This window comes from Solihabitans fulvus (genome assembly GCF_008386585.1).
Classification (GTDB): Bacteria; Actinomycetota; Actinomycetes; order Mycobacteriales; family Pseudonocardiaceae; genus Solihabitans; species Solihabitans fulvus.
The window spans coordinates 83218-104792 of record NZ_VUOB01000033.1 but is presented as its reverse complement, the minus strand read 5'-3'; the positions used below and the strand labels follow the sequence as shown (position 1 = coordinate 104792).

25 protein-coding genes are annotated in these 21575 nt (G+C 70.9%); 11 read left to right on the top strand and 14 right to left on the bottom strand.

The window, feature by feature from the left end; all coding sequences use genetic code 11:
- Positions 1 to 32 precede the first annotated feature (32 nt).
- The gene (locus tag F0L68_RS19520; protein WP_223198944.1) at positions 33 to 3224 is read right to left on the bottom strand and encodes a sensor domain-containing protein; all 3192 of its coding nucleotides are present in this window, start codon (positions 3222 to 3224) and stop codon (positions 33 to 35) included.
- Positions 3225 to 3482: 258 nt separating this feature from the next.
- Positions 3483 to 4661, bottom strand: a complete 1179-nt coding sequence (locus F0L68_RS19515) for an NAD(P)-dependent malic enzyme (protein WP_149851036.1) — start codon at positions 4659 to 4661, stop codon at positions 3483 to 3485.
- Positions 4662 to 4992: 331 nt separating this feature from the next.
- Between F0L68_RS19515 and F0L68_RS19510 the strand changes: the two genes are divergently transcribed.
- Positions 4993 to 5604: a dTDP-4-dehydrorhamnose 3,5-epimerase family protein gene (locus F0L68_RS19510; RefSeq protein WP_149851033.1), complete on the top strand. Its 612-nt coding sequence runs from the start codon at positions 4993 to 4995 to the stop codon at positions 5602 to 5604.
- Here F0L68_RS19510 and F0L68_RS19505 read toward each other — a convergent pair.
- The gene (locus tag F0L68_RS19505) at positions 5601 to 5939 is read right to left on the bottom strand and encodes a S26 family signal peptidase (protein ID WP_368732279.1); all 339 of its coding nucleotides are present in this window, start codon (positions 5937 to 5939) and stop codon (positions 5601 to 5603) included. The two genes, F0L68_RS19510 and F0L68_RS19505, sit on opposite strands and share 4 nt — an antisense overlap.
- 78 nt (positions 5940 to 6017) lie before the next feature.
- Between F0L68_RS19505 and sodN the strand changes: the two genes are divergently transcribed.
- Positions 6018 to 6425: a superoxide dismutase, Ni gene (gene sodN, locus F0L68_RS19500; RefSeq protein ID WP_149851032.1), complete on the top strand. Its 408-nt coding sequence runs from the start codon at positions 6018 to 6020 to the stop codon at positions 6423 to 6425.
- Between the two features lie 115 nt (positions 6426 to 6540).
- Here sodN and F0L68_RS19495 read toward each other — a convergent pair whose 3' ends face one another.
- Positions 6541 to 6879, bottom strand: coding sequence for a hypothetical protein (locus F0L68_RS19495; protein ID WP_149851031.1), 339 nt, complete (start codon positions 6877 to 6879; stop codon positions 6541 to 6543).
- 224 nt (positions 6880 to 7103) lie between these two features.
- Here F0L68_RS19495 and F0L68_RS19490 point away from each other — a divergent pair, with 224 nt between their 5' ends.
- The 3 genes from F0L68_RS19490 to F0L68_RS19480 are packed head-to-tail and all read left to right on the top strand — an operon-like array spanning position 7104 to position 8731.
- Positions 7104 to 7502, top strand: coding sequence for a DUF2568 domain-containing protein (locus F0L68_RS19490; protein ID WP_149851030.1), 399 nt, complete (start codon positions 7104 to 7106; stop codon positions 7500 to 7502).
- Between the two features lie 45 nt (positions 7503 to 7547).
- Positions 7548 to 8174: an acid phosphatase gene (locus F0L68_RS19485; RefSeq protein ID WP_223198943.1), complete on the top strand. Its 627-nt coding sequence runs from the start codon at positions 7548 to 7550 to the stop codon at positions 8172 to 8174.
- Positions 8175 to 8191: 17 nt separating this feature from the next.
- On the top strand, positions 8192 to 8731 hold the full coding sequence (locus F0L68_RS19480; protein ID WP_223198942.1) for a GNAT family N-acetyltransferase: 540 nt from the start codon (positions 8192 to 8194) through the stop codon (positions 8729 to 8731).
- Here the strand turns inward: F0L68_RS19480 and F0L68_RS19475 are convergent.
- On the bottom strand, positions 8704 to 9498 hold the full coding sequence (locus tag F0L68_RS19475; protein WP_149851028.1) for a hypothetical protein: 795 nt from the start codon (positions 9496 to 9498) through the stop codon (positions 8704 to 8706). The two genes, F0L68_RS19480 and F0L68_RS19475, sit on opposite strands and share 28 nt — an antisense overlap.
- A 193-nt stretch (positions 9499 to 9691) precedes the next feature.
- On the opposite strand from F0L68_RS19475, the gene F0L68_RS19470 reads away from it, so the two are divergent.
- Positions 9692 to 10405 (top strand): TetR/AcrR family transcriptional regulator, encoded by a 714-nt coding sequence (locus F0L68_RS19470; RefSeq protein ID WP_149851027.1) that lies wholly within the window; start codon positions 9692 to 9694, stop codon positions 10403 to 10405.
- A gap of 109 nt (positions 10406 to 10514) precedes the next feature.
- On the top strand, positions 10515 to 10928 hold the full coding sequence (locus tag F0L68_RS19465; protein ID WP_149851026.1) for a DUF4259 domain-containing protein: 414 nt from the start codon (positions 10515 to 10517) through the stop codon (positions 10926 to 10928).
- A 65-nt stretch (positions 10929 to 10993) separates the two neighbouring features.
- Here F0L68_RS19465 and F0L68_RS19460 read toward each other — a convergent pair whose 3' ends face one another.
- The 3 genes from F0L68_RS19460 to F0L68_RS19450 all read right to left on the bottom strand — a co-directional run bounded on the left by F0L68_RS19460 (position 10994) and on the right by F0L68_RS19450 (position 13335).
- Positions 10994 to 11923 carry an SAM-dependent methyltransferase gene (locus F0L68_RS19460; protein ID WP_223198941.1) on the bottom strand — a complete coding sequence of 310 codons (930 nt, stop codon included), beginning with the start codon at positions 11921 to 11923 and terminating at the stop codon, positions 10994 to 10996.
- 165 nt (positions 11924 to 12088) lie between these two features.
- Entirely contained in the window at positions 12089 to 12805 is a 717-nt protein-coding gene (locus F0L68_RS19455; RefSeq protein WP_149851024.1) for a S1 family peptidase, read from the bottom strand.
- A gap of 116 nt (positions 12806 to 12921) precedes the next feature.
- The gene (locus F0L68_RS19450) at positions 12922 to 13335 is read right to left on the bottom strand and encodes a hypothetical protein (RefSeq protein WP_149851023.1); all 414 of its coding nucleotides are present in this window, start codon (positions 13333 to 13335) and stop codon (positions 12922 to 12924) included.
- 281 nt (positions 13336 to 13616) lie between these two features.
- On the opposite strand from F0L68_RS19450, the gene F0L68_RS19445 reads away from it, so the two are divergent.
- Positions 13617 to 14537, top strand: coding sequence for a diacylglycerol/lipid kinase family protein (locus tag F0L68_RS19445; protein WP_149851022.1), 921 nt, complete (start codon positions 13617 to 13619; stop codon positions 14535 to 14537).
- Between the two features lie 227 nt (positions 14538 to 14764).
- Positions 14765 to 15019, top strand: coding sequence for a WhiB family transcriptional regulator (locus F0L68_RS19440; protein ID WP_149851021.1), 255 nt, complete (start codon positions 14765 to 14767; stop codon positions 15017 to 15019).
- Between the two features lie 303 nt (positions 15020 to 15322).
- Here the strand turns inward: F0L68_RS19440 and F0L68_RS19435 are convergent, their stop codons facing one another.
- The gene (locus tag F0L68_RS19435) at positions 15323 to 16804 is read right to left on the bottom strand and encodes a PAS domain-containing sensor histidine kinase (RefSeq protein ID WP_149851020.1); all 1482 of its coding nucleotides are present in this window, start codon (positions 16802 to 16804) and stop codon (positions 15323 to 15325) included.
- Between the two features lie 40 nt (positions 16805 to 16844).
- Positions 16845 to 17060 (bottom strand): biotin/lipoyl-binding carrier protein, encoded by a 216-nt coding sequence (locus tag F0L68_RS19430; protein ID WP_149851019.1) that lies wholly within the window; start codon positions 17058 to 17060, stop codon positions 16845 to 16847.
- 192 nt (positions 17061 to 17252) lie between these two features.
- Between F0L68_RS19430 and F0L68_RS45520 the strand changes: the two genes are divergently transcribed.
- A complete protein-coding gene (locus F0L68_RS45520) occupies positions 17253 to 17327 on the top strand; it encodes a 50S ribosomal protein bL37 (protein ID WP_096498094.1) in 75 nt (24 codons plus the stop codon).
- Between the two features lie 188 nt (positions 17328 to 17515).
- On the opposite strand, the gene rsrA is transcribed toward F0L68_RS45520, so the two are convergent.
- Positions 17516 to 17860 carry a mycothiol system anti-sigma-R factor gene (rsrA, locus tag F0L68_RS19420; protein WP_149851018.1) on the bottom strand — a complete coding sequence of 115 codons (345 nt, stop codon included), beginning with the start codon at positions 17858 to 17860 and terminating at the stop codon, positions 17516 to 17518.
- Positions 17857 to 18537 carry a sigma-70 family RNA polymerase sigma factor gene (locus F0L68_RS19415; protein WP_438672298.1) on the bottom strand — a complete coding sequence of 227 codons (681 nt, stop codon included), beginning with the start codon at positions 18535 to 18537 and terminating at the stop codon, positions 17857 to 17859. Before F0L68_RS19415 ends, rsrA begins: the two co-directional genes overlap by 4 nt.
- Positions 18538 to 18750: 213 nt before the next feature.
- On the opposite strand from F0L68_RS19415, the gene ybaK reads away from it, so the two are divergent.
- Positions 18751 to 19227 carry a Cys-tRNA(Pro) deacylase gene (gene ybaK / locus F0L68_RS19410; RefSeq protein ID WP_149851017.1) on the top strand — a complete coding sequence of 159 codons (477 nt, stop codon included), beginning with the start codon at positions 18751 to 18753 and terminating at the stop codon, positions 19225 to 19227.
- A gap of 877 nt (positions 19228 to 20104) precedes the next feature.
- On the opposite strand, the gene F0L68_RS19405 is transcribed toward ybaK, so the two are convergent.
- On the bottom strand, positions 20105 to 20716 hold the full coding sequence (locus tag F0L68_RS19405; RefSeq protein WP_149851016.1) for an alpha/beta hydrolase family protein: 612 nt from the start codon (positions 20714 to 20716) through the stop codon (positions 20105 to 20107).
- 7 nt (positions 20717 to 20723) lie between these two features.
- Positions 20724 to 21503: an SOS response-associated peptidase gene (locus F0L68_RS19400; protein ID WP_149851015.1), complete on the bottom strand. Its 780-nt coding sequence runs from the start codon at positions 21501 to 21503 to the stop codon at positions 20724 to 20726.
- Between the last annotated feature and the right edge of the window lie 72 nt (positions 21504 to 21575).

The following is a 21575-nucleotide window of genomic DNA, read 5'->3' as shown; positions in this document are numbered from 1 at the left end:
AGTCATTGTGTTAGGAGCTCTAGGGCCGGGCCTCAGCCGGCGCGGGGCACGTGCAGCGGGCCGAGTGCGAGCACCGCGCGGAACTCCCTCGGCGGCACCGGACGCGAGAACAGCCAGCCCTGATACGCGTCGACGCCGACCCCGCGCAGGACGTGGAACTGGGTCGCGGTCTCCACGCCCTCGGCGACACAGCTGCGGCCCATCGCCCGAGCCATGTCCACCACGGCCTTGGCGACGGCGAAGTCGGAGGAGTCGTTGCCGACGCCGGAGACGAACCGCCGGTCCACCTTGATGATCTGCGCCGGCAGGTCCTTGAGCCTGGCCAGCGAGGAGTAGCCGGTGCCGAAGTCGTCCACGGCGAACCGCACCCCACGCTCCACCAGCACACCCATCGCCTGCCTGGTCCGCGACGGCAGATCCACCAGGGCCGTCTCCACCAGCTCCAGCACCACGCGGTCCCACTCGATGCCGGCCTCGGCCACCGCGTTGGCGACCGAGTCGACGAAGTCGGGATCGCCAGGCACCAGCCCGGACAGGTTCACCGCGACCGCGACGGGCTTGCCGTTCGGGGACGGCCAGGTGGCCGCCTCCTTCAGCGCGGTGCGCAGCACCCAGCGGTCCAGCTCGCGCAGCAGGTCGCCCTGCTCGGCGACGGGCAGGAACACGTCGGGCGGCAGCAGGCCGCGGTCGGGGTGCGGCCAGCGCACCAGCGCCTCGGCGGTCAGCACCGAGCCGTCCACGCCGACCACCGGCTGGTAGTGCAGCACCAGGCCGTCGTGGGCGAGCGCGTCGCGCAGCTGTCCTTCCAGGTGCACCTGGCGGTCTGCCGAGGCGATCAGCGCCGCGCTGGCCAGCGAGACCCGGCCAGCGCCGCCGCGCTTGGCCTCGAACATCGCCGCGTCGGCGAACCGGAGCAGGTCGGCCCCGGTCGCCCGCGAGCCGTTCGGCACGGCAGCGCCGATCGACGCGGACACCCGCACGAGCTGGCCGTGCACCGGCACCGCCGTGCGCAGCAGGCCGGCGACCTTGGTGGCCAACGCGTCCACGCCGCCGACGGTGTCGATGTCCTCGCAGATGATCACGTACTCGTCGCCGGACAGCCTGGCCGCGGTGCAGCCGTCCGGCAGGCCGCCCTCCAGCCTGCGCGCCAACGCGACGAGCAGCTCGTCGCCGGCGTCGTGGCCGAGGGAGTCGTTGACCCGCTTGAAGTTGTCGATATCGCAGAACAGGACCGCGACCTTGTCCGCGCCCTCGGCGATCAGCAGTCCGCTGAGCAGTTCCTTGACCGCGGCCCGGTTGGGCAGCCCGGTCAGCTCGTCGTGCGTCGCCTGGTGGCGCAGCGCCTCGGCGGTGCGGCGGCGCTCGGTGATGTCCTGGAACACCACCAGCCAGAACCGCTGGCCGTCGTCCTGCACGGAGATCGAGATGTGCAGCTCGCAGTAGACCACCTCGCCGTCCGGGCGAAGCAGGATCCGTTGCGGCACCTTGAATGTCCGGTCCGGGCCGATCATCCTGGCCACCGACTTGAGCCGGTCGGCCTTGTCGTCGGGGTGGGTGAGCTGCTCGGCGGTCATGCCGCGCAGCTGGTCCAGCTCCATCCCGAACAGGTCGCACAGGGCGTCGTTGGCGTCGACGAGACGCTCGCTCTCGTCGAACAGCCCGATGCCGACCGGGGTCACCGCGACGAGGTCGGTGAACCGCTGGCTGGAGCGCTCCATTCTCGTCTCGACGCCGCGCTGCTCGGTGATGTCCTGCGCGGTGCCGACCGCGAGCAGCTGGCCGTCCGCGCCGGTCACCGCGACGCCGTGCGAGCGGAACACCCGCACCGAGCCGTCCCTGCGCACCAGGCGGTGCTCGCACTCGACCGGCCTGCGGTCGGTGATCAGCTGCTGCCAGATGTCGTCGACCCAGGCCCGGTCCTCGGGGTGCACCAGGTCCAGGTACGTCTGGTAGCTGGTGCGTTCCTCCCTCGGCACGCCGAACAGCTCGCAGAGCATGTCCGACCAGACCGTGTCGCCCGTGTTCGGATCCCACTCCCAGGTGCCCAGCTTGGCCGCGCGCTGCGCGTCGGCGAGCCGTCGCCGGTCGTCCCGCAGCTGCCGTTCCAACGCCCGCGCCTCGGTGACGTCCTGGATGGTGCCGTGCAGGCGCTTGCTGTCGCCGGACTCGGACAGCTGCGCCCGCGCCCGGCACACGAAGACCCGCTCGCCGAACTCGCTGCGCACCTCGGCCTCGATCGGGTCGCCGTGCTCGGCGTGCAGCAGCTTGTCGCGCATCTCCTCCAGCAGCGGGAGATCCTTGGGGTGCACCCCGCAGAGCATGTTGTCGTCTGGCAGGACGCCGATCTCCGCGTAGAGCTCCAACAGCACCTCGCTGCGGTGGATGGCTCCGGTCGCGACGTCGTAGCTCCAGCTGCCGATCCTGGCTATCCGCTGTGCCTCAAGCAGCCTGGCCCGCTCAAGCGCGAGCTGCGCGTCGGTCTCCCACTGGGCGGTGACGTCCCTGATGTAGCCGGTGAACCGCTCCGCCCTGCCGTCCTCGCCGAGCTTCGCCCGCGCGACACCGCGAATCCGGCGGGTCTCCCCGTCCGGCAGGATGATCCGGTACTCGATGTCGATCGGATCGCCCGAGTCCTCCCGGTTCTCCCAGTACGCGGCGACCCGGTCCCGATCGTCCGGATGCACGATGTCCAGCACCGCCTGGGCGCCGGGCACCACGGTGCCGGGTTCGATGCCCATCAGCTGGTAGTGGGTCGCGGACCACTCGGTCACGCCGGTCGCCGGGTCGTAGGCCCAGGAGCCGATGCCGGCGACGCGCTGCACCTCGCGCAGCGTCCGCTGCTCGTTGCGCAGGGCCGTCGCCGAGGCGGCCAGATCGGACACATCGACCAGCAGCACGGCCTGGAGACCGGTGCCGGGCACCGGCCAGCGCACCACGCGAACCGGCAGCTCGCTGTCGTCCTTCCTGTCCAGCCGCAGGTCGGACTCGTCGCCGACGAGCAGCGACCGCAACGGCCTGCCGACCAGGTCGTCCTGGGTCGCCGCGCCGGCCAGCGCGGCGGCCGCGGCGTTGGCCTGCATGACGATTCCCTTGGGATCGCACAGCAGCGTCGGGGACTCCGGCATGGTGAGTCCGTCCAGGGTGACGGCGCCGTCCTTGGGGCGGCCGACCTTCTGGTGCGTAGGGCCAAGTACAACCGGAGCGCGTCCAACCCGCTCGGCCACCGTCCCACCCTTCCCGCGTCGACCGCCGGTTGGGCGCAGGGGACCGGCGGCGGCCTCAACGATGCACCCGGATTGGCGGCGCAAACGCGTCCTCTCCCCGGGGAGAACAACACCCGAGGAGAGGACGGTAGCGCTTAAGCCAGCGTCAGCCCAGACCCTGGGCAGATGCTGATCAGGTTCCTGACCGGATCCGATCACTACCCAAGGCGGACCATCGGATACCCACCGCTGCCGAAGGTCTCCCCAACCCGGTTGGGTTCAGGCTACTCCGTCACGCAGCGCTGCCTTGGCCACCGCCGCCGCGACCTCGGGCCCGACCCTCGGGTCGAGGGCGCTCGGCACGATCCGGTCGGCCGCGAGGTCGTCGCCCGCCACCGCCGCGATGGCGTCGGCCGCGGCGAGCTTCATGCCCTCGGTGATCCGCCGCGCGCCCGCGTCCAGCGCGCCACGGAAGATGCCGGGAAACGCGAGCACGTTGTTGATCTGGTTGGGGAAGTCGCTGCGCCCGGTGGCGACGATCGCGGCGTGCCGCGCGGCCACCTCGGGGTGCACCTCAGGGTCCGGGTTCGAGAGCGCGAACACGATGGCGTTCGGCGCCATGGTGGCGATCAGCTCCTCGGGGACCTTCGAGGAGGACACCCCGACGAAGACGTCAGCGCCGCGCAGCGCCTCGGCGATTCCGCCGCGCAGGCCGGCGGAGTTGGTCAGCTCGGCCATGCCGGCCTTGACCGGGTTGAGGCCGTCCCGTCCGGCGTGCACGATGCCGCGCGAGTCGACGATCGTCACGTCGCCAGCGCCCGCGGCGAGCAGGATCTTGGCGCAGGCGATGCCAGCGGCGCCCGCGCCGGAGATCACCACCCGCAGGTCGGCGATCTTGCGGTTCAGCACGGTCGTCGCGCCGCGCAGCGCGGCGAGCACCACCACGGCGGTGCCGTGCTGGTCGTCGTGCATGACCGGGCAGTCCAGCGCCTCGATGAGGCGGGCCTCGAGTTCGAAGCAGCGCGGGGCGGCGACGTCCTCCAGGTTGACCGCGCCGAAGGACGGGCGGAGGCGCACCAGCGTCTCCACGATCTCGTCGACGTCGGTGGTGTTGAGCACCAGCGGGATGGAGTCCAGCCCGCCGAAGGTCTTGAACAGCGCGGCCTTGCCCTCCATGACCGGCAGCGACGCGCTCGCGCCGATGTCGCCGAGCCCCAGCACGGCCGTTCCGTCGCTGACGACGGCGACCAGGCGGTGCGCCCAGGTGTACTTCGCGGCGAGACCGGCGTCCTCGGCGATGGCGCGGCTGACCCTGGCCACACCGGGGGTGTAGGCGATCGACAGTGCGCGCGCATTGTCCAGCGGCGCGGTCACGCCAATACCGAGTTTGCCACCTTCGTGCGCGGCGAATATCTCGTCGTCGGTCAGTTCTGTGGCGGCTTCGTTCACAGCGGTCACGGCGTCCCTCCTGCGGTGCGGAGCGGCTTGGTGCGCAGATTGGCACTTCACCTGGCGGCGCACCGAGCCCGGCGGGTTCGCGCCGGAACAACGGGGCCTCGTCCCGCCGGTCGGCGGCGACAGCCTGGGTACGGCTGGACGGCGACCGGCGATGCGGTCGACTCAGTGTGCCAGTCTCACCCGATCGTGTCTGCGGCAGGGATCACACTTTTTCCGCAGGTCAGAGGGTGTTTCCCAAGACGTCCGTTCGGTTTTTTGCACTGGCCGGTCAGTATCCGCAGGCAGGCGACTTGCGATCGGTCAAGATCGGGCCCGAACTAGGCTTACGGGCATGGAGGCGCGTGAGTTGAAGATTTCCGGGGCGTTCGAGTTCACCCCGAGGTCATTCCCGGACGAACGAGGCTTTTTCACCGCACCGTTCCAAGAAGCGGAATTCGTCGCGGCCGTCGGTCATCCACTGCGATTGGCCCAGACCAACCACAGCGTGTCCCGCAGGGGCACCATTCGGGGCGTGCACTACGCCGACGTTCCGCCGAGCCAGGCCAAGTACGTCAGCTGTCCCAGCGGCGCGCTGCTGGACGTCGTGGTCGACATCCGCGTCGGCTCGCCCACCTTCGGCCAGTGGGACGCCGTAAGGCTGGACGAGCGGAACCTGCGTGCCGTGTACCTGCCGGAGGGCCTCGGCCACGCCCTGATGGCCCTTGCGGACGACACCGTCGCGACCTACCTGTGCTCCGAGCCGTACAACCCGGCTGGCGAGCACGGCATCAACCCCCTTGACCCCGACCTCGGCCTGCCCTGGGACCTCGACGTCGAGCCGATCCTGTCCCCCAAGGACGCCGAGGCCCCGACGCTGGCCGAGGCGCTCGCCGCTGGCGCCCTGCCCGCCTACGCCGACTGCCTTGCGCTGTACGAGTCGCTACGCGCCAGGGGCCGCAGCTAGTTCGTGTCCCGGCCCGGGGCGCGCCGCAGGCGGCCCGGCTTCGGCCACAGCCTCCAGCGGACCACCCCGAGCACCTCGGCCGGCCCGAGCTCCCGCGAGTCGGTCGAGGCGAACTCGTTGTCCCCGAGCACGTGCCACCCGCCGCCGTCCACCTGGTGGACGGCGCGCTTGACGGAAAGCTGCGCGGGGCGCGAAGCCCAACGGACCAGCACCACGTCACCCGGCCGAGGCACCGCGGGCATCCTGGCCAGCACGATGTCGCCGTTGGTCAACGTCGGGTACATGGAGGGACCGCTCACCCCGACCTCCCGAAATGGGAGCAGCCACCGTGCCAACGATCACCTCCACCTGCTGTGTCCGAAGGCCCAGAGTAGGGTTCCGCCCGTCGGAGCATCCACTGTCAGGGAGGAAAGATGCGACTGCTGTCGCGCATCCTCGGCCCGCGTCTGGAGGCAACCGCACACTGCGACCTCCCGTGCGGTGTCTACGACCCGGCGCAAGCCAGGATCGAAGCCGAGTCGATCAAAGCGGTTCAGGAGAAGTACCAGGCGAACGAGGACCCCGAGTTCCGCCACCGTGCGATCCTGATCAAGGAGCAGCGCAGCGAGCTCGTCAAGCACCACCTCTGGGTGCTGTGGACGGACTACTTCAAGCCGCCGCACTTCGAGAAGTACCCGCAGCTGCACGAGCTGGTCAACAAGGCCACGAAGGCAGCGGGCGCGAGCGGGACCAAGGGCTCCATGGACCCCGCCAAGGGCCAGGAGCTGCTTGACCTGATCGCGGAGATTGACAAGATCTTCTGGGAGACCAAGCAGCACTGAAGTTGATGCACGACAAACGACGCTGACCAGCGCGACTCAGTCGCAGGTCAGCGTCGTTTGTCGTTGTTGATCACTGTTCGGCCAGGCTCCGCGCCGGGCGTCCCGCCCGGCTGCCCTACTTGGGCACGGTGTAGGTGCACTCGACGGTGGAGCCCGCCTCGGCCTGCTGGCTGGCGACCTGCTTGCCCTCCACGGTGATCACGCAGCCGACCGTCCCCTTGGTGACCTTCGCGGCGACCCTGAGGTCCCCGAAGTCCATGGACGTCGACTTGCTCCACGGCAGGCTCGCCGGCTTCTCCAGGCCCTTCTGGTCGGGCGTCGCGTACTCGGCCGCCTCCACCGCACCGCCCTCGCCCGACAGGCTGAACTGCACGTCGTGCTTCACGACCCGGCAGCCGCTCACGCCAACCACGACCACGGCGGCCATCGACGCCAACACGGCGACACGTCTCATCAAGATTCACTGTCCGTTCTTCAGACTCGCGCTGCGGGAACAGACGTTACGGGCATTCGCACCGTTCCCACATCACACCGCGTGCGCAACCGCCGGTCGTCCGCGAGGCGTAGCTTGGTCATCCTGCGGTCGGATGACCAAGCTCACCCACCCCGCCGACCGGGCGGGACAAAATTAGGCCAACTGCCACCGCTCTGCCGCTCCACCGCATTAGCGTGCGCCGCATGGCACAGACTGACGCGAGCATCCCCGGCTGGAACCTGGCCCTGCGCCTGGTGTTGGAGTTGGCCGCGCTCGCCGCGCTCTGTTGGGGCGGCTGGCAGCTCGGCTCGTGGCCGCTCGGCATCGCCCTTCCGGTGGTCGCCGCCGTGGCGTGGGGGACCTTCGCGGTGCCCGGCGACCCGAGCCGCAACGGCAAGGCACCTGTGCCGGTGCCCGGCGCCGTCCGGCTGCTCGTCGAGCTGCTCGTGCTCGGCGGCGGGTGCGTGTTGGCCTGGCTCGGCGGCGCGCCCGTCGTCGCCGCGATCCTGATCGCGCTGAACGTCGTGCACCTCGTCTTCAGCACCGGCCGGCTCCGCTGGCTGCTGCGCACGACACCGCGCAGCGACGAACCTCACGTGTGACGCGCGGCCTCAGCGCGCGCGCATGCCCCGACCTAGTATCGATTGGTGGACAACAACTCCCAGTCCTTGGATCGGGCTCCTGCCGTCTATCTGCTGCGACACGGCCAGACCGAGTGGTCGGAAAGCGGCCAGCACACCGGGCGCACCGACATCCCGCTCACCGCGCGCGGCGAACAGCAGGCGCGACGGGCCGGCGCGGTGTTGGCCCGGCTGCGCGCGACCGACGTGCAGCCCGCGCTCGTCCTCACCAGCCCCCGCCAGCGCGCGCTGCGCACGGCCGAGCTGGCCGGGCTCGCGGTCGGCGAGACGACCGAGTCGCTTGCCGAGTGGGACTACGGCGACTACGAGGGCTTGACCACCCCGCAGATCCGCGAGTCGGACCCGGGTTGGACGGTGTGGACGCACGCCATCCCCGGCGGCGAGAGCGCCGAGCAGGTCGGCGCGCGGGCGACCACGGTGCTCGACCGGGTGCGCTCGGCGCTGCCCGGCGGCGACGTCGTGCTGGTCGGGCACGGGCACTTCAGCCGGGTGCTCATCGCCGCCTGGCTCGCCATGACCCCGAGCGACGGCGTCCACTTCGGACTCGATCCCGCCGGCATCACGGTGCTCGGCGACGAGCGGGGCGACCCCCAGGTCAGGCGGCTCAACGTGCCGCCGTGGGGCGAAGACTGACCCATATGGAGGATTCCTTGCCAGACAACGGAGTGCGCCGCGTCCGCGAGTCCGATGTGGACGCCGTGGTCGGGCTGGCGCACGAGCTCGCCGAGTACGAGCGCGCGGCCGACGAGTGCCACCTGACGGCGGACCAGCTGCGCGCCGCGCTGTTCGGCCCGTCGCCTGCGCTGTTCGGTCATGTCGCCGAGGTCGACGGCGTGGTCGTCGGCTGCGCCCTGTGGTTCCTGAACTTCTCCACCTGGCGCGGCGTGCACGGCATCTACCTCGAGGACCTGTTCGTGCGCCCGACCCAGCGCGGCGCCGGCCTCGGCAGGGCGCTGCTGACCGCGCTCGCGCAGGAGTGCGTTGCCAAGGGGTACGCGCGCCTGGAGTGGTCGGTGCTCAACTGGAACGCGCCGGCGATCGGCTTCTACAAGTCGCTCGGCGCGGTCCCGCACGACGAGTGGACCGTGTACCGGCTGACCGACGACGCCCTCGCCGACCTCGGCGGCGGGGCGCCCGTCGATCAGGCTGCCGCACAAGCGCGTCAGGACGCAGGCGGCAGGTCCTTGTAGCTCTTCAACTGCACGATCTGGTCGAAGATCGCCGTGTTGCGGCCGGCCGCCGCGGGCAGCTGGACCCGGCCGTTGAGGATCGGGTCCAGCTCGCCGCAGCCCGCCAGCCACGGCAGCAACAGACCGCACCCGCGAGCCTTCGGCACGCTGAAGGCGTTGTCCACGTAGGTGATCGCGAGCCCGCCGCCCTGCACCGGCTTCGGCGGCTTGCCGGAGATCGGCTGGTTGGGCGGCGGTGGGTTGGTCCTGCCGTAGGTCAGGTCGAGCGTGATCGGGTGCTGGTCGTCGCCGATGTAGCAGGAGTCGCCGAGCACGGGGTGCGCCAGCTTGAGCTTCAACCCCAGCTGGATGTTGCCCGGCTTGCTGCCCTTGCCGACCAGCCCGGTGCCCTGCGCGATGGCCTGCACGTCGAGGCCGGGCCAGTTCTCGGTGCCTGGTATGCCGAGCAGGCCGCCCGGCACGGGGAGCGGCACCGCGCGCACGTTGCCGTACAGGTATCCGTTGGTCGGGCCGATCGCGAACGTCACCGTGATCGGTTGGCTGATCTGCTCGGTCACCGTGCCGAGCTGAATGCTCCCGCCGATGGTCTTCGCGACGAGGCAGAACCAGGATCCCGGTTTCTGACCGACGGGCAGGCTCGGGCAGTCCTGGAAATCACCGGACGACGCCCCGGGAACCGGCCCGGCGCCGTCCTCGGCCGCGGCGGACGGGGCCGCGACCCCGAACAGCACGGCGGCGCAGATCATCGCGAAAACATGGCGAGTCATCCCTGGTCGCATGGGTACCTCCGCTGGTTACCCCCGCATTGGGAAAAAGATCATAAACACGAGCGTTTATGTAGCGAAGGTAAAACCACCGACACCCCAAGTCAACAAGTCGCACACCGTTTTTCCTTGCCACCAAAGAAGAGCCACCGAACGGCCTATCATGGACGGGAGGCCACAAAACCGAGGACGCACCATGCACACACCCGTTCCGGACGCCGCGGCGCAGGCGCACTCGACCGTGCCCAAGCTGCCGCCGGGCCGGCACGGCCTGTCTCGCACCGCCGTCGCGGACAACCAGCGCGAACGCGCGCTCGCGGCGGTGGCGGACACGGTGGAGCGCGCCGGCTACCTCGGGCTCACCGTCGAGGCGATCATCGGCCACGCCGGCCTGTCCCGGCGCACGTTCTACGAGCACTTCCACAACCGCGAGGACGCGTTCCTCGCGGCCTACGACGCGGCGACCGCCGAGCTGACCGACCGGATCCGCACCGCCTACGAGTCCGAGCACGGTTTCGCGGACCGCCTGCACGCCGGCCTCGCCGCGCTGCTGACCTTCCTGGCCGCGCGGCCAGGGCTGGCCAGGCTGTGCGTCGTCGAGCCGTTCGCCGCTGGCCCCGCCGCGCTGGCCAGGCACGACACGGCCATGCGCGTGTTCGCCGGCATGATCGAGGAGAACATCCGCGAGCTGCTGCCGGACTGCCACTCCCCTTCGCTCACCGCGGAAACCATCGTCGGCGGCATCTACCAGGTGATCTACGCGCGGATCTCGCGCCAGGAGACGACCCGCCTGCCGGAGCTGTTGCCAGGGCTGCTGTGCTCCCTGCTGCGGCCCTACCTCGGCGCCGAGGCCGAGGCGCAGTGCCGGCGCATGACGGGCGCACTGCCGCCAGCAGACGGCGCGCGATGACCGGACGGGGACGGCGGTTTTGTGTCGGAGACCTCCCTTCGGGCAGGCTTTCCGCAGCCCTGGGAAGTTCCCGGGGATCACCAGTGGCACACAGCAGACAGGATGAGGCATGGGAGCGTGGGGCAGCGGGCCGTTCGACAACGACTCGGCGGCGGACTGGAGCAACGAGCTCGATGACGCCGAACCCGAGCAGCGGCCGACGCTGATCCACGACACGCTGGCCGAGGCCGTGAACGAGGACGACGACCTCGACATCGACGTGGCCTGCGCGGCGATCGCCGCCGCGGCCATCGTGGCGGCGCACCGGCCGGGCGGCCCCGTCGTCCAGTCCGCGTACGCGCCGGACTTCCTCGCCTCCGGCGAGCTGCTCGACCTGCCGGACGAGTACGCCGACCTCGCCCTGCGCGCGCTGGACCGGGTGTTCCAGGAGGACTCCGAGTGGCTCAACCTCTGGGAGGAGGGCGGCGGCCTCGCCGAGGTCACCGAGGCCCTGGCCCCGCTGCGCGCGGCCCTCGCCAGCTGACCTATCTCGCCAGCTGACCTCGCTAGCCGGCTGACCCGAACGACGATCCGCGCCTCGCGTCAGAGTCAGCCGACGCGGGGCGCGGCCGGTTTGTGGCCGACCCCCGCATAGGACACGACCACGGCCGCGTCGCCGAACCCCACCGCGCGGCCGTCGGCAGCTGCCCCATCGACACCCGCCCCATCGACAGCTGCGCCATCGACGCGAGGTGCCTCGACGCCATCCGCCGGGGGACGTCCCCAGCCCAGGTCCTGTTCGCACCGCCACCGCGCGGTGAAGGTCAGCCCGGGGTCGAGCAGTTCCAGCCCGCCGAACAGGCGGCCGATCTGCTCGCGCGTGCGCGGCGTCACCAGCGGCGTCGACGCGTGCTCGGCCAGCGCAACCAGCCGGCCCGCGACGTCGGGCAGCACGTCGCCGGTCACGTGGGAAAGCGCGAGCAGGCTGTCCGGCGCGGCTGCGTCGAGGTACGCGGCGACGATCTCGGCGGGGCGATCGCTGTCGGGCACGAAGTGCAGGACGCCGCTCATCAGCACGGCGACCGGCCGGTCGAAGTCCAGCAGCCGCCTGGTCTCCTGCGCCGCGAGCACGGCGCGGACGTCCCTGAGGTCGGCGAGCACGATCCCGACAAGGTCGTTGCCGCGCAGCATGGCGCGGCCGTGCGCGACGGTGACGGGCTCGTTGTCGACGTAGACCACGCGGCAGTCCCGGTCGGCCGCCTGCGCCACCTCGTGCACGTTGCCGGCGGTCGGCAGGCCGGAGCCGAGGTCGAGGAACTGGGTGACGCCCCGGTCGACGCAGAGCCGGACGGCGCGGCGGAGGAAGGTCCGGCTGTTTCGCGCCAGCTGCGTGCCGGGGACGAGCTGGTTGGACTGCTCGGCGAGCGCACGGTCGACGGCGAAGTTGTGGGCGCCGCCGAGGTAGTAGTCGTACAGTCTGGCGAAGTTCGGCCGCTCGACATCCACGTTGCTCGGCACCCAGTTCGGACGATCCTGCACAGCGCACCTCAACGGGGTCCTGGAAGCGGCGCGAACGCAGCCGAACGTTATCCGGCTACTCCGTTCGTGTCTATCCAAGACAGGCAAACTACGCGCAGTGATCATCCGGTGGCGGACGCCGGCCCGGCGCGCTGGCTCACACCGCCGCGCCGGGCCGTCTACGAGCTAGACACCCGCGATGGACTGGATCCAGTCGCGGTACTGCGTGACGTTGGCGTACGCCGAGTAGGACGAGCGGTCGCTGGTGGAGGCCACCCCGACCTGGTACTGCTGGCCGTCGACCGGGCTGGTGGCGAACATCGGGCCGCCGGAGTCGCCGCCTGCCGCGATGCCGTCGATCCGGGTGACGCAGATGCTCAGGCCGCCGAGACCGCTGTCGCAGCCGGTGTCGGACACCTGCACGTTGGCGTACTTGAGGTACCTGGACTGGCACTGGATCTCGGGGCGGTCGGTGCAGGTCGCGCCCCAGCCGTAGAGCTGCACGGTGTCGCCGACGTTGACGGCGCTGGAGTCACCCAGCGGCGCGTAGGTCGCCTGCACCTCGTGGTCGAGCTTGGCCAACGCCAGGTCGACGTCGGGGCTCTGGTCGATCTCGACCGCGGTCGCCGACTCACCTGCGGTCTGGTCGAGGCTGCCGATGTGGAACGTGTACGTGCCCGAGCTCTGCACGCAGTGCCGCGCGGTGAGGACCCACTGAGGGGCGATGATCGTGGCCGAGCACTCCTGCTGGCCGTTGACGAACAGGCGGGCGGCCCACGGACCGCTCGACGCCTGCTGTCCGTCGATGATGTGCGGGCTCACCTGGGCCGACGCGGCAGGGGCTGCGCCGAACACCGCCAACGCGACGGCGGCGAGCGGGAGAATCAATCGGATGAAGCGCACAGGGAACAACTCCTCGAATCCACGGCGGAGTCACCGTCGTGGGCAGGGGACGAGGGACTGAAGCCCTTTCAGCGTCACCCTTGTGAGGGTCGTCCAACACCCTCCGATGTTCGGTTTTATCCCTGTGCGTCGCCGTCGTGCGTTTCGCCGACCCGCAGCACCCAGGCGCGGGCCGGTGCGGTGAACAGCAGCACGAGCACCGTGACGCAGAACGCGGCCACCAGCAGGCCGGCCAGCCGCTGGTGCGAGGAGTACGCGTAGTAGGCCACTGCGAGCAGCAGCAGCTGCATGACGATCGCCGGCGTCCTGGCGCCGCGCTTGCCGAGCACCAGGCAGATCCCGGCGAACAGCACGCCGCCGCCGAGCAGGACGAAGTAGCCCGCCTCGCCGAGCAGCGCGCCGCGCTGCGCTGGAGCGCCGATCGCCTTCACCACGACGGCGACCGCGAACGCGACGCCGGCCAGCCCCTGGAGGCCAACGAGCAGTCCGGCGAGGCGCACCGAACGTGGTGCGGCGGCTTCGATCGGCATGGTCGGCGAGCCTTCCGGGGATTTCGACCTGGCGCGCGGGTCACGGTGCGTGCGCACCGGCGATCGTAGGCCACCCGGTCGGCCGGTCCCGTTCGACCGCCGGACAGGCGATGATCAATGGGCCTCGCAATGAGCAGACGGTCGTCTGGGTGCACTCGTCGCGCTGGCGGACCTGGCCCGACTAGCAGCAGGGAGATTTGAGCCACTTCCGAGATGACGAACACCGCCTGACGGTGGGCGCACACCCCGAACGGGGGCCCGTGCTGTCCTACTGTGGAGCGGTGCGCGCACTTCTGGTGGTCAACCCGCAGGCGACGACAACGACGCCGGCGGGTCGGGACGTGCTGGCCCACGCCCTGGCCAGCGACGTGAAGCTGGACATCATCGAGACCAGCTACCGGGGCCACGCCGCGGACGCGGCGCGGCAGGCTGCCTCGGAGGGCTTCGACCTGGTGGTCGCGCACGGTGGCGACGGCACGGTCAACGAGGTCGTCAACGGGCTGCTCGCCGAGGGTGGCGGCCCGGCGGCGCCGATGCTCGGGGTGGTGCCCGGCGGCTCCGCGAACGTCTTCGCGCGCGCGCTCGGGCTGCCGCGCGACCCGGTCGAGGCGACGCACCACCTGTTGCAGGCGATCGAGGGCAGGCGCAGCCGCTGGGTCGGCCTCGGCCGCGCGGCCGACCGGTGGTTCACCTTCAACGCCGGGCTCGGCTGGGACGCCGACGTGGTCGCCGGCGTCGAGCGGCGGCGTGCGCGGGGCCGCGAGGCCAGCCCCGCCCTGTACACGCGGATCGCGCTGGCCAGCTATTTCCAGCAGTGGCAGGCGAAGCCCGCGCTGACCATCGAACTGCCCGGCGAGGAGCCAGCCGAGGGCGTGAAGATGGCGTTCGTCTCCAACACGGACCCGTGGACGTACCTCGGCGGCAAGCCGATCCGGCTGAACCCCACCTGCTCGTTCGACGGCGGCCTCGGCCTGTACGCGCTGCGGAGCCTGCGGCTGCCAACGGCGCTGCGGCACCTCGGTCAGATCCTCGGCCCGAACATCGAGCCGCGCGGCGGGAATCTTCTGCGGCGGGACGACGTTGAGTACGTGCGGGTGACCTCAGCACGGCCGGTCCGCCTGCAGATGGACGGTGACCACCTCGGTGAGCACACCGAGGTCACGTTCGTCGCGGTGCCCGACGCGCTCCAGGTCGCAGTGTGACCTGTGCGTGACCTGCTCGCTACCGAGTCGCGATCTCCGCTGATCGTGACAGGTCGCTGAGCGAAACCGCAGGTCAATTCCGTCGATCTTTCGGGTGAGTTCACTCACCGGGTTAGTGCGAAACCCTTGACATCACGGCTGTTCGTGAAAGCATTCACAAGCACCCCAAACGACCGCTGACTACTACCGGCGTGCCTACGAGCGCGCCTAGCGAGGAGTACGGAACAATGGACTGGCGCCACCGCGCGATCTGCCGCGACGAGGACCCCGAGCTGTTCTTCCCCGTTGGGAACAGCGGTCCTGCGCTCCTGCAGATTGCCGAGGCGAAAAACGTCTGCCGCCGCTGTCCCGTCGTCTCCGACTGCCTGGCTTGGGCGTTGGAGAGCGGACAAGACGCCGGTGTGTGGGGCGGAATGAGCGAAGACGAGCGACGTGCGCTGAAGCGGCGCAATGCCCGCACCCGGGCCAGGAGCAACGCCTGAGGCTGATCCAGGCGAGTTTGCCCACAGGACGACGAGGGCCCCGACACCAGGCAACGGTGTCGGGGCCCTCGTTCTTGCACACCCTCCCGCATGACTACGCGCCGGCGATTGCACGCCACCACGTACGCACCCCTGAATACTAACGCCGGCCCCGAGGCGCTCCGCGCACACCGCCCCTTTACCACCCGGCTGCCGCCCCCGCAGTCCGACATCCGGGTCATGACGGCGTCCTTCCGGACATCCAGCGCCACGATGGAGTCCTCCAGGACATCGCCGAGCGCCTAGCGCCTTGTGTCGCGATGCCTAGCGCCGCACCCGCAGCGGCACCCGCAGCACCGCCTCGGTCCCGCCCGTCGGCCGCCGCCGCAGGCTCAACGAGCCGCGCAGCTCCGACTCCACCAGCGTCCGGACGATCTGGAGGCCGAGCCGTTCCGTGCGCTCAAGCGAGAACCCCGGCGGCAGGCCGCGCCCGTCGTCGGCGACGACCACGTCGAGCCACTTCACCGAGCGCTCCGCCGTGACCACCACCTCGCCGCGCTGGCCAGGCGGGTAGGCGTGCTCGAAGGCGTTCTGCACCAGCTCGGTCAGCACCATCACCAGTGGGGTGGCCAGCTCGGCCGGCACGACCCCGAACGGGCCCTCCCTGCGCACCACCACCTGGGTCTCCGCGGCGGCCACGTCGCTCATCATCGGGATGACCCGGTCGACCACGTCGTCCAGGTCCACCCGCTCGTCCACCGACATGGACAGCGTCTCGTGCACCAGCGCGATCGAGGTGACCCTGCGCACGGACTCCGCGAGCGCCTGCCGCGCCTCGGTGTTGCTGGTGCGCCGCGACTGCAACCGCAGCAGCGCGGCCACCGTCTGAAGGTTGTTCTTCACCCGATGGTGGATCTCGCGGATCGTGGCGTCCTTGGACATCAGCGCCCTGTCCCGGCGCTTGACCTCGGTCACGTCCCGGCACAACACCAGCGCCCCGGCCGCGTTGCCCCGTGGCCGCAGCGGCAGCGCGCGGAACAGCACGACGGCCCCGCGCCGGGACTCCGCCTCCACGCGCATGCTCGGCTGCCCGTCCAGCGCCGACTTGATCCGCTGCGCCACCTCGGTGGCATCGAACGGATCCCCTATCAACGACCTGGTCAGCGGGGCGAGGTGCACGCCGAGCAGGTCGGCGGCGTGCCCCATCCGGTGATACGCCGACAGCGCGTTGGGGCTCGCGAACACCACGGCGCCCGCCGCGTCGAGGCGGATCAGGCCGTCGCCCACGCGCGGGCTGGTGTGCACGTCGGCGGACGGCTCCGCGGTCGGGAACGTGCCGTCCGCGATCATCTGGCACAGGTCGGCCGCGCTGCCGAGGTAGGAGATCTCCAGCGGGCTCGGCACCCTGGGCACCGCGAGGTTGGTGTCCCGGCTCAACACGGCGATGACCTGGCCGCCCAGCCGCACCGGGATGGTCTCCCTGCGCACCGGCACGCCGAGGTGCCAGCGCGGGTCCTCCTCGCGGCAGATCCTCGCCTCGGCCATCGCGCGGCGCAGCTGCGGGTGCTCGACGGCCGTCACGGTGCTGCCGACGACGTCCTCGGGATGGGCCGTCGGGGCGGTGGTCGGCCGGGCCTGCGCCACGCACAGGAAGCTCGTGTTCGCGTCCTGCGGCACCCACAGCAGGAAGTCGGCGAAGGACAGGTCGGACAGCAGCTGCCACTCGGCCACGACCATCTGGAGGTGGTCGACGGCCTTGCCGGACAGGCTGGTGTGCTCGGCGAGCAGGTCGGTCAGCGTGGACATGCGCTCGGTTCCGTTGCGGCGGGACGGGTCGGCGACGAACTCACTCGACGACCGCGATGAGGTCGCCCTCCTGGACGGCGTCGCCCTCGGCCACGGCGAGCCTGGTGATCACACCCCTGCCCTCGGACAGGACCGGGATCTCCATGTTCATCGACTCGAGGATCACCACGGTGGACTGGTCGGTCACCGCGTCGCCCACGCGGGCGACGACCTTCCAGACGTTGGCCATCATCTCGGCCCGGATCTCCTCCGCCATCCGCTTCGCCCTCCTCGACGCGCCGAAACGGGCACTGGCGAGGGTGTGTCCCTGCGGTCCGTCTCCACCTCAATCCAACCACGGATCGGGGCGTGGAAATCGGTGCGGCGCGGCCGTGTCACACTGGGGAGGGTTTGTTCACGGCTCTGCTGCGCCCGCGCGCGCCGAGCCCACCACATGCGAGGAGTCACCATGTCGAAGCGTGCCCGCAAGCGCCGCGACCGCAAGAAGGGCGGCGCCAACCACGGGAAGCGCCCCAACGCCTGATCAGGAGCTCCCTGGAGCTCCAAGGGCTGACATGCGAAGGACCCCGGCGGATTCACTCGCCGGGGTCCTTCGCTGTCGAACGGCTGGTCGTGCGGTTGTCTCGCGCGGTTGCCGAACGGCTGCTCGGCCATGGCGTCAGGCCATTCGCGTGGACCGTGGTGTCAGGCCCGTTCGCGTTGGCCGTGGTGTCAGGCCTGTTCGCGCAGCTCGACGACCTTGGTCTCGCGGATCTCGACGGTGGTGCCGTCGGCGTGCCGGCGGAGAGTGACCTCGGACTGCTCGATGAGCGTCTGCCGGATCGTGTCCCGCAGCCGCTGCTTGAGCGCGTCGGGGGCGTGCTCGCCGCCGCACTTGCGGGCGAGCAGGGCCTTCAGGTGCTCCTCGATGCCGTACTCCTCGAGGCACGGGTGGCACTCCTCGAGGTGCTGTTCGAGCAGCTGCCGACGCCCGTTGCCACACTCCTGGTCCAGCAGCAGCCAGACCTCGGCGAGCACCTCTGAGCAGTCCGTCTCGTGCGGTTTGCCACAGCTCACGACCCCGTCACCTCCGGCTGGGCGGCGCGGAGGAACCCTCGGTCCCTGGCGACGTCGGCGAGCTGGTCGCGGAGCTGGCGACGGCCGCGGTGCAGGCGGGACATGACGGTCCCGATCGGCGTGCCCATGATCTCGGCGATCTCCTTGTAGGCGAAACCCTCGACATCGGCGAGGTAGACGGCGATCCGGAACTCCTCCGGCAGCCGCTGCAACGCTTCCTTGACGTCGTTGTCCGGCAGCCGGTCCATCGCCTCCACCTCGGCGGACCGCAGCCCGCTTGAGGTGTGGCTCTCCGCCTGGGCGAGCTGCCAGTCGGTGATCTCCTCGGTCGGCTGCTGCAACGGCTGCCGCTGCTTCTTGCGGTAGCCGTTGATGTAGGTGTTGGTGAGGATCCGGTAGAGCCAGGCCTTCAGGTTCGTGCCTTCGGAGAACGAGGCGAAGGCCGCGTACGCCTTCAGGTACGTCTCCTGGACCAGGTCCTCCGCGTCGGAGGGGTTGCGGGTCATCCGCAGGGCCGCGGAGTAGAGCTGGTCGAGCATGGGCATGGCGTCGCGCTCGAAGCGCACGCCGCGCTCTGCCGGGCTCTCATCGGCCACGTTGACCTGCGTTCTGGTGGCGGGCACCGCGCTCCCTTCCCGCCGACCGGGCAGGACGGCGGCTACTGCCGACGGTCCCATGTTCTGGGCCGCATGAATCACCGTCGAGGATACGCGGGACGTGCCGGGCCGGCTGCGCGCCGACCCCCGGGGCGGACGCGCCCCCGGCAGCCTGTTGGCCTGCGCGAACGCCTCGCCGGGCGGATTGATCTTCGCCTGATCCGTCACCTCAATCACCACATGGGTGCAAACGCGGTCGCGGCGACCCGCATTCCCCGCACTACTGTGCGCCGTATGGCAGGACAGGGGACGCCGGCGACCGCGTTGTTGACCAAGCAGCGGGTGGCGCACGCACTGCACTCCTACGAGCACGACCCGAGGCACGAGTCCTACGGGCTGGAGGCGGCCGAGGCGCTCGGTATCGCGCCGGAGCGCGTGTTCAAGACCCTGGTCGCTGAGGTGGACGGGCAGCTGGCCGTCGGTGTGGTGCCCGTCACCGGTCAGCTCGACCTCAAGGCGCTGGCCGCCGCGCTGCGCGGCAAGAAGGCGAAGATGGCCGAGATCACCGCCGCCGAGCGCGCCACCGGCTATGTCGCGGGCGGCATCTCGCCGCTCGGCCAGCGCAAGCGGCTGCCGCTCGTGGTGGACGTCTCGGCGCAGGACCACGAGACGGTGTATTGCAGCGCGGGCCGGCGCGGGCTCGAAGTGGAGCTGGCCCCGGCCGAACTGGTGCGCCTCACGGGAGCAGTGGTCGCGCCCATCGCCGGCTGACGACTGGTTCCGAGCGGCCGGCGGCCGACGACTGGTTCTGAGCGGACACCGGCCGACGATTGGTTCTGAACGGATGCCGGCTGCCAGCTGATTCCGAGCGGATGCCAGCTGCCAGCCGGTTCTGAGCGGACGCCGACTGACGACTGGTTCCGAGCGGACGCCGGGTGACGATTGGTTCCGAGCGGACGCCGGCTGAGGCTTGGGTCCGAGCGGACACCGGCTGCCAGCTGGTTCTGAGCGGACGTCGCCGACAGCTGGTTCCGAGCAGACACCGCCCGTCAGCTGGTTCCGAGCGAGCGGCCGACCCGCACCGCCCGACCCAACGCGCCTTCGCCAGCCCCACCCAATGGACATACCCCGCCCACCCTTGGGGGCCGAGCCCTTGGCCAGCGTATCGACGATCATTGGCGGGCGGCGGCGAAAGCGGTGTGGCTGTGGACAACCCGAGCGGTTGTGGATAACCGGACGGCCGCCGACGGCAGGTCAGCAGGGAGCAGTTGCGGTCGGCGATCGGCTGGATTCCCGCAGCCGGCTGGATTCCCGCGGGCCAGCTGGTTCCTTCAGGCCGACTGGTTCCTTCAGGCCGACTGGTTTCCCGCGACCGGCCGGTTTCCCGGAGGCCGGCCGGCCTCCAGCGGGCTGTCGTGGACAGCGGCTGGCCGCCGTGCCGGTCATTCGTGCCGGCCGCCGTGCCGGTCATCAGTGCCCGTCAGCCGGGCCGGTCAGCCGTGCCCGTCATCCAGGTCGGTCAGCCGTATCCGTCAGCCGTACCCGTCAGCCGGGCCCGCCATCCAGGCCGGTCATCCGCACCGGCCGCCATGCCGGTCATCCGGGCCGATTCGCCGGGCCGGTCATCCGTGCCCGTCACCCGGGCCCGTCAGTCCAGTGGGCGCAGGATCCGGGCGAGCCACTCGCCAACGGCCCGGCTGACGCCGTCCGCGTCGGCCTTGAGGCTGTGGTCACCGGCCAGCAGCACCAGCTCGCGATGGTGCGCGGACTCGGGCCGGCCGAACGGGTCGTTCTCGCCCTGCACCACCAGGGTCGGCACCTCGACGCCGTCCAGCTCGGACTGCCGGCTCTTCTCCGGCTTGCCGGGCGGATGCACCGGGAACGCAAGGCACAGCACGGCGACCGCGAGACCGTCGGCCGCCGTGCGGCAGGCCACCCGTGCCCCGGACGAGCGGCCGCCGAACACCAGTGGCAGGTCGGCGAACCAGCGCTCGCCGAGGTCCTCGGCCACCGCGAGCCACGCCGCGTCCAGCTGCTTGGCCGGGGCTGGCGCGCGCCGGCCGGCCACTCGGTAGGGCTGTTCGACGAGGGCGACGTGCACGCCGGCCGCGCAGGCCGCGCGCGTGGCGGCCACCAGGTCGGGCGCGTCGATGCCACCGCCCGCTCCGTGCCCCAACAGCAGCGCGGCCCGGCCCTCCGGCGCGCAGTGCAGTTCGGCGCGGGCCGCGCCGTGCGGGGTGTCGACCTCCGTGGTCGTCATGGCCGGGTCACGACAGCTCGAACAGGGTCGGCGCCGGCTCTTCGGCCGGCGTGAGCGACACGGGCTCGACGAGCTGCGGGCTGTTGTTCCTGACGCTGTTCACGGCAAGCGACACGGGCCGCAGTTCCAGCGCGGACACCAGTGCGGGCGCGGGCGGCGCGAGCAGCTCGCCGATATCGGCGCTGTCGGGGTCCAGCCAGGCGGTCCACCGGTCGCGCGGCAGCAGCAGCGGCATCCGGTGGTGCACGGCGGACATCTCGCCGATCGCGTCGGTGGTCAGCACCGCGCAGGTGATCACCGGCTTGGTCTCCTCGGCGCCGTCGGCGTCCTTGTCCCGCTGCCACCACACCGACCAGATGCCGGCCATGGCCAGCCCCGAGCCGTCCGCCGGGTGGATGAAGTAGGGCTGCTTGCGCCCCTCCCCCGGCTGCCACTCGTACCAGCCGTCGGCCGGCAGCAGGCACCGGCGCCGCGTCGCGGAGTCCTTGTATGCCGGCTTCTCCAGCACGCTCTCGGACCTGGCGTTGATCATCTTCGCGCCGCCGGAGAGGTCCTTCGCCCAGTGCGGCACCAGACCCCAGCGCATCACCCGCACGCTGCGCTCGGTGGTCGACGGGTCCGCGTTGCCCTCGGCGTCCCTCGGGTGCCGCTCGACGACCGCGAAGACGGGCTTGGTCGGGGCGATGTTGTAGTCCGGCCCCGGACCGGCGCCCTCGGTCGCGTCCACCGCGTCGAACTCCGCGGCGAGCAGGGCCGGGTCCTTGGTAGCGGCGTACCTACCGCACACGCCAGATCACCTCCGTAAATGCCATCGTCGCACGTCAGCACGGCCCGAGCGAGCCTGTCCGCCGGGTCGTCC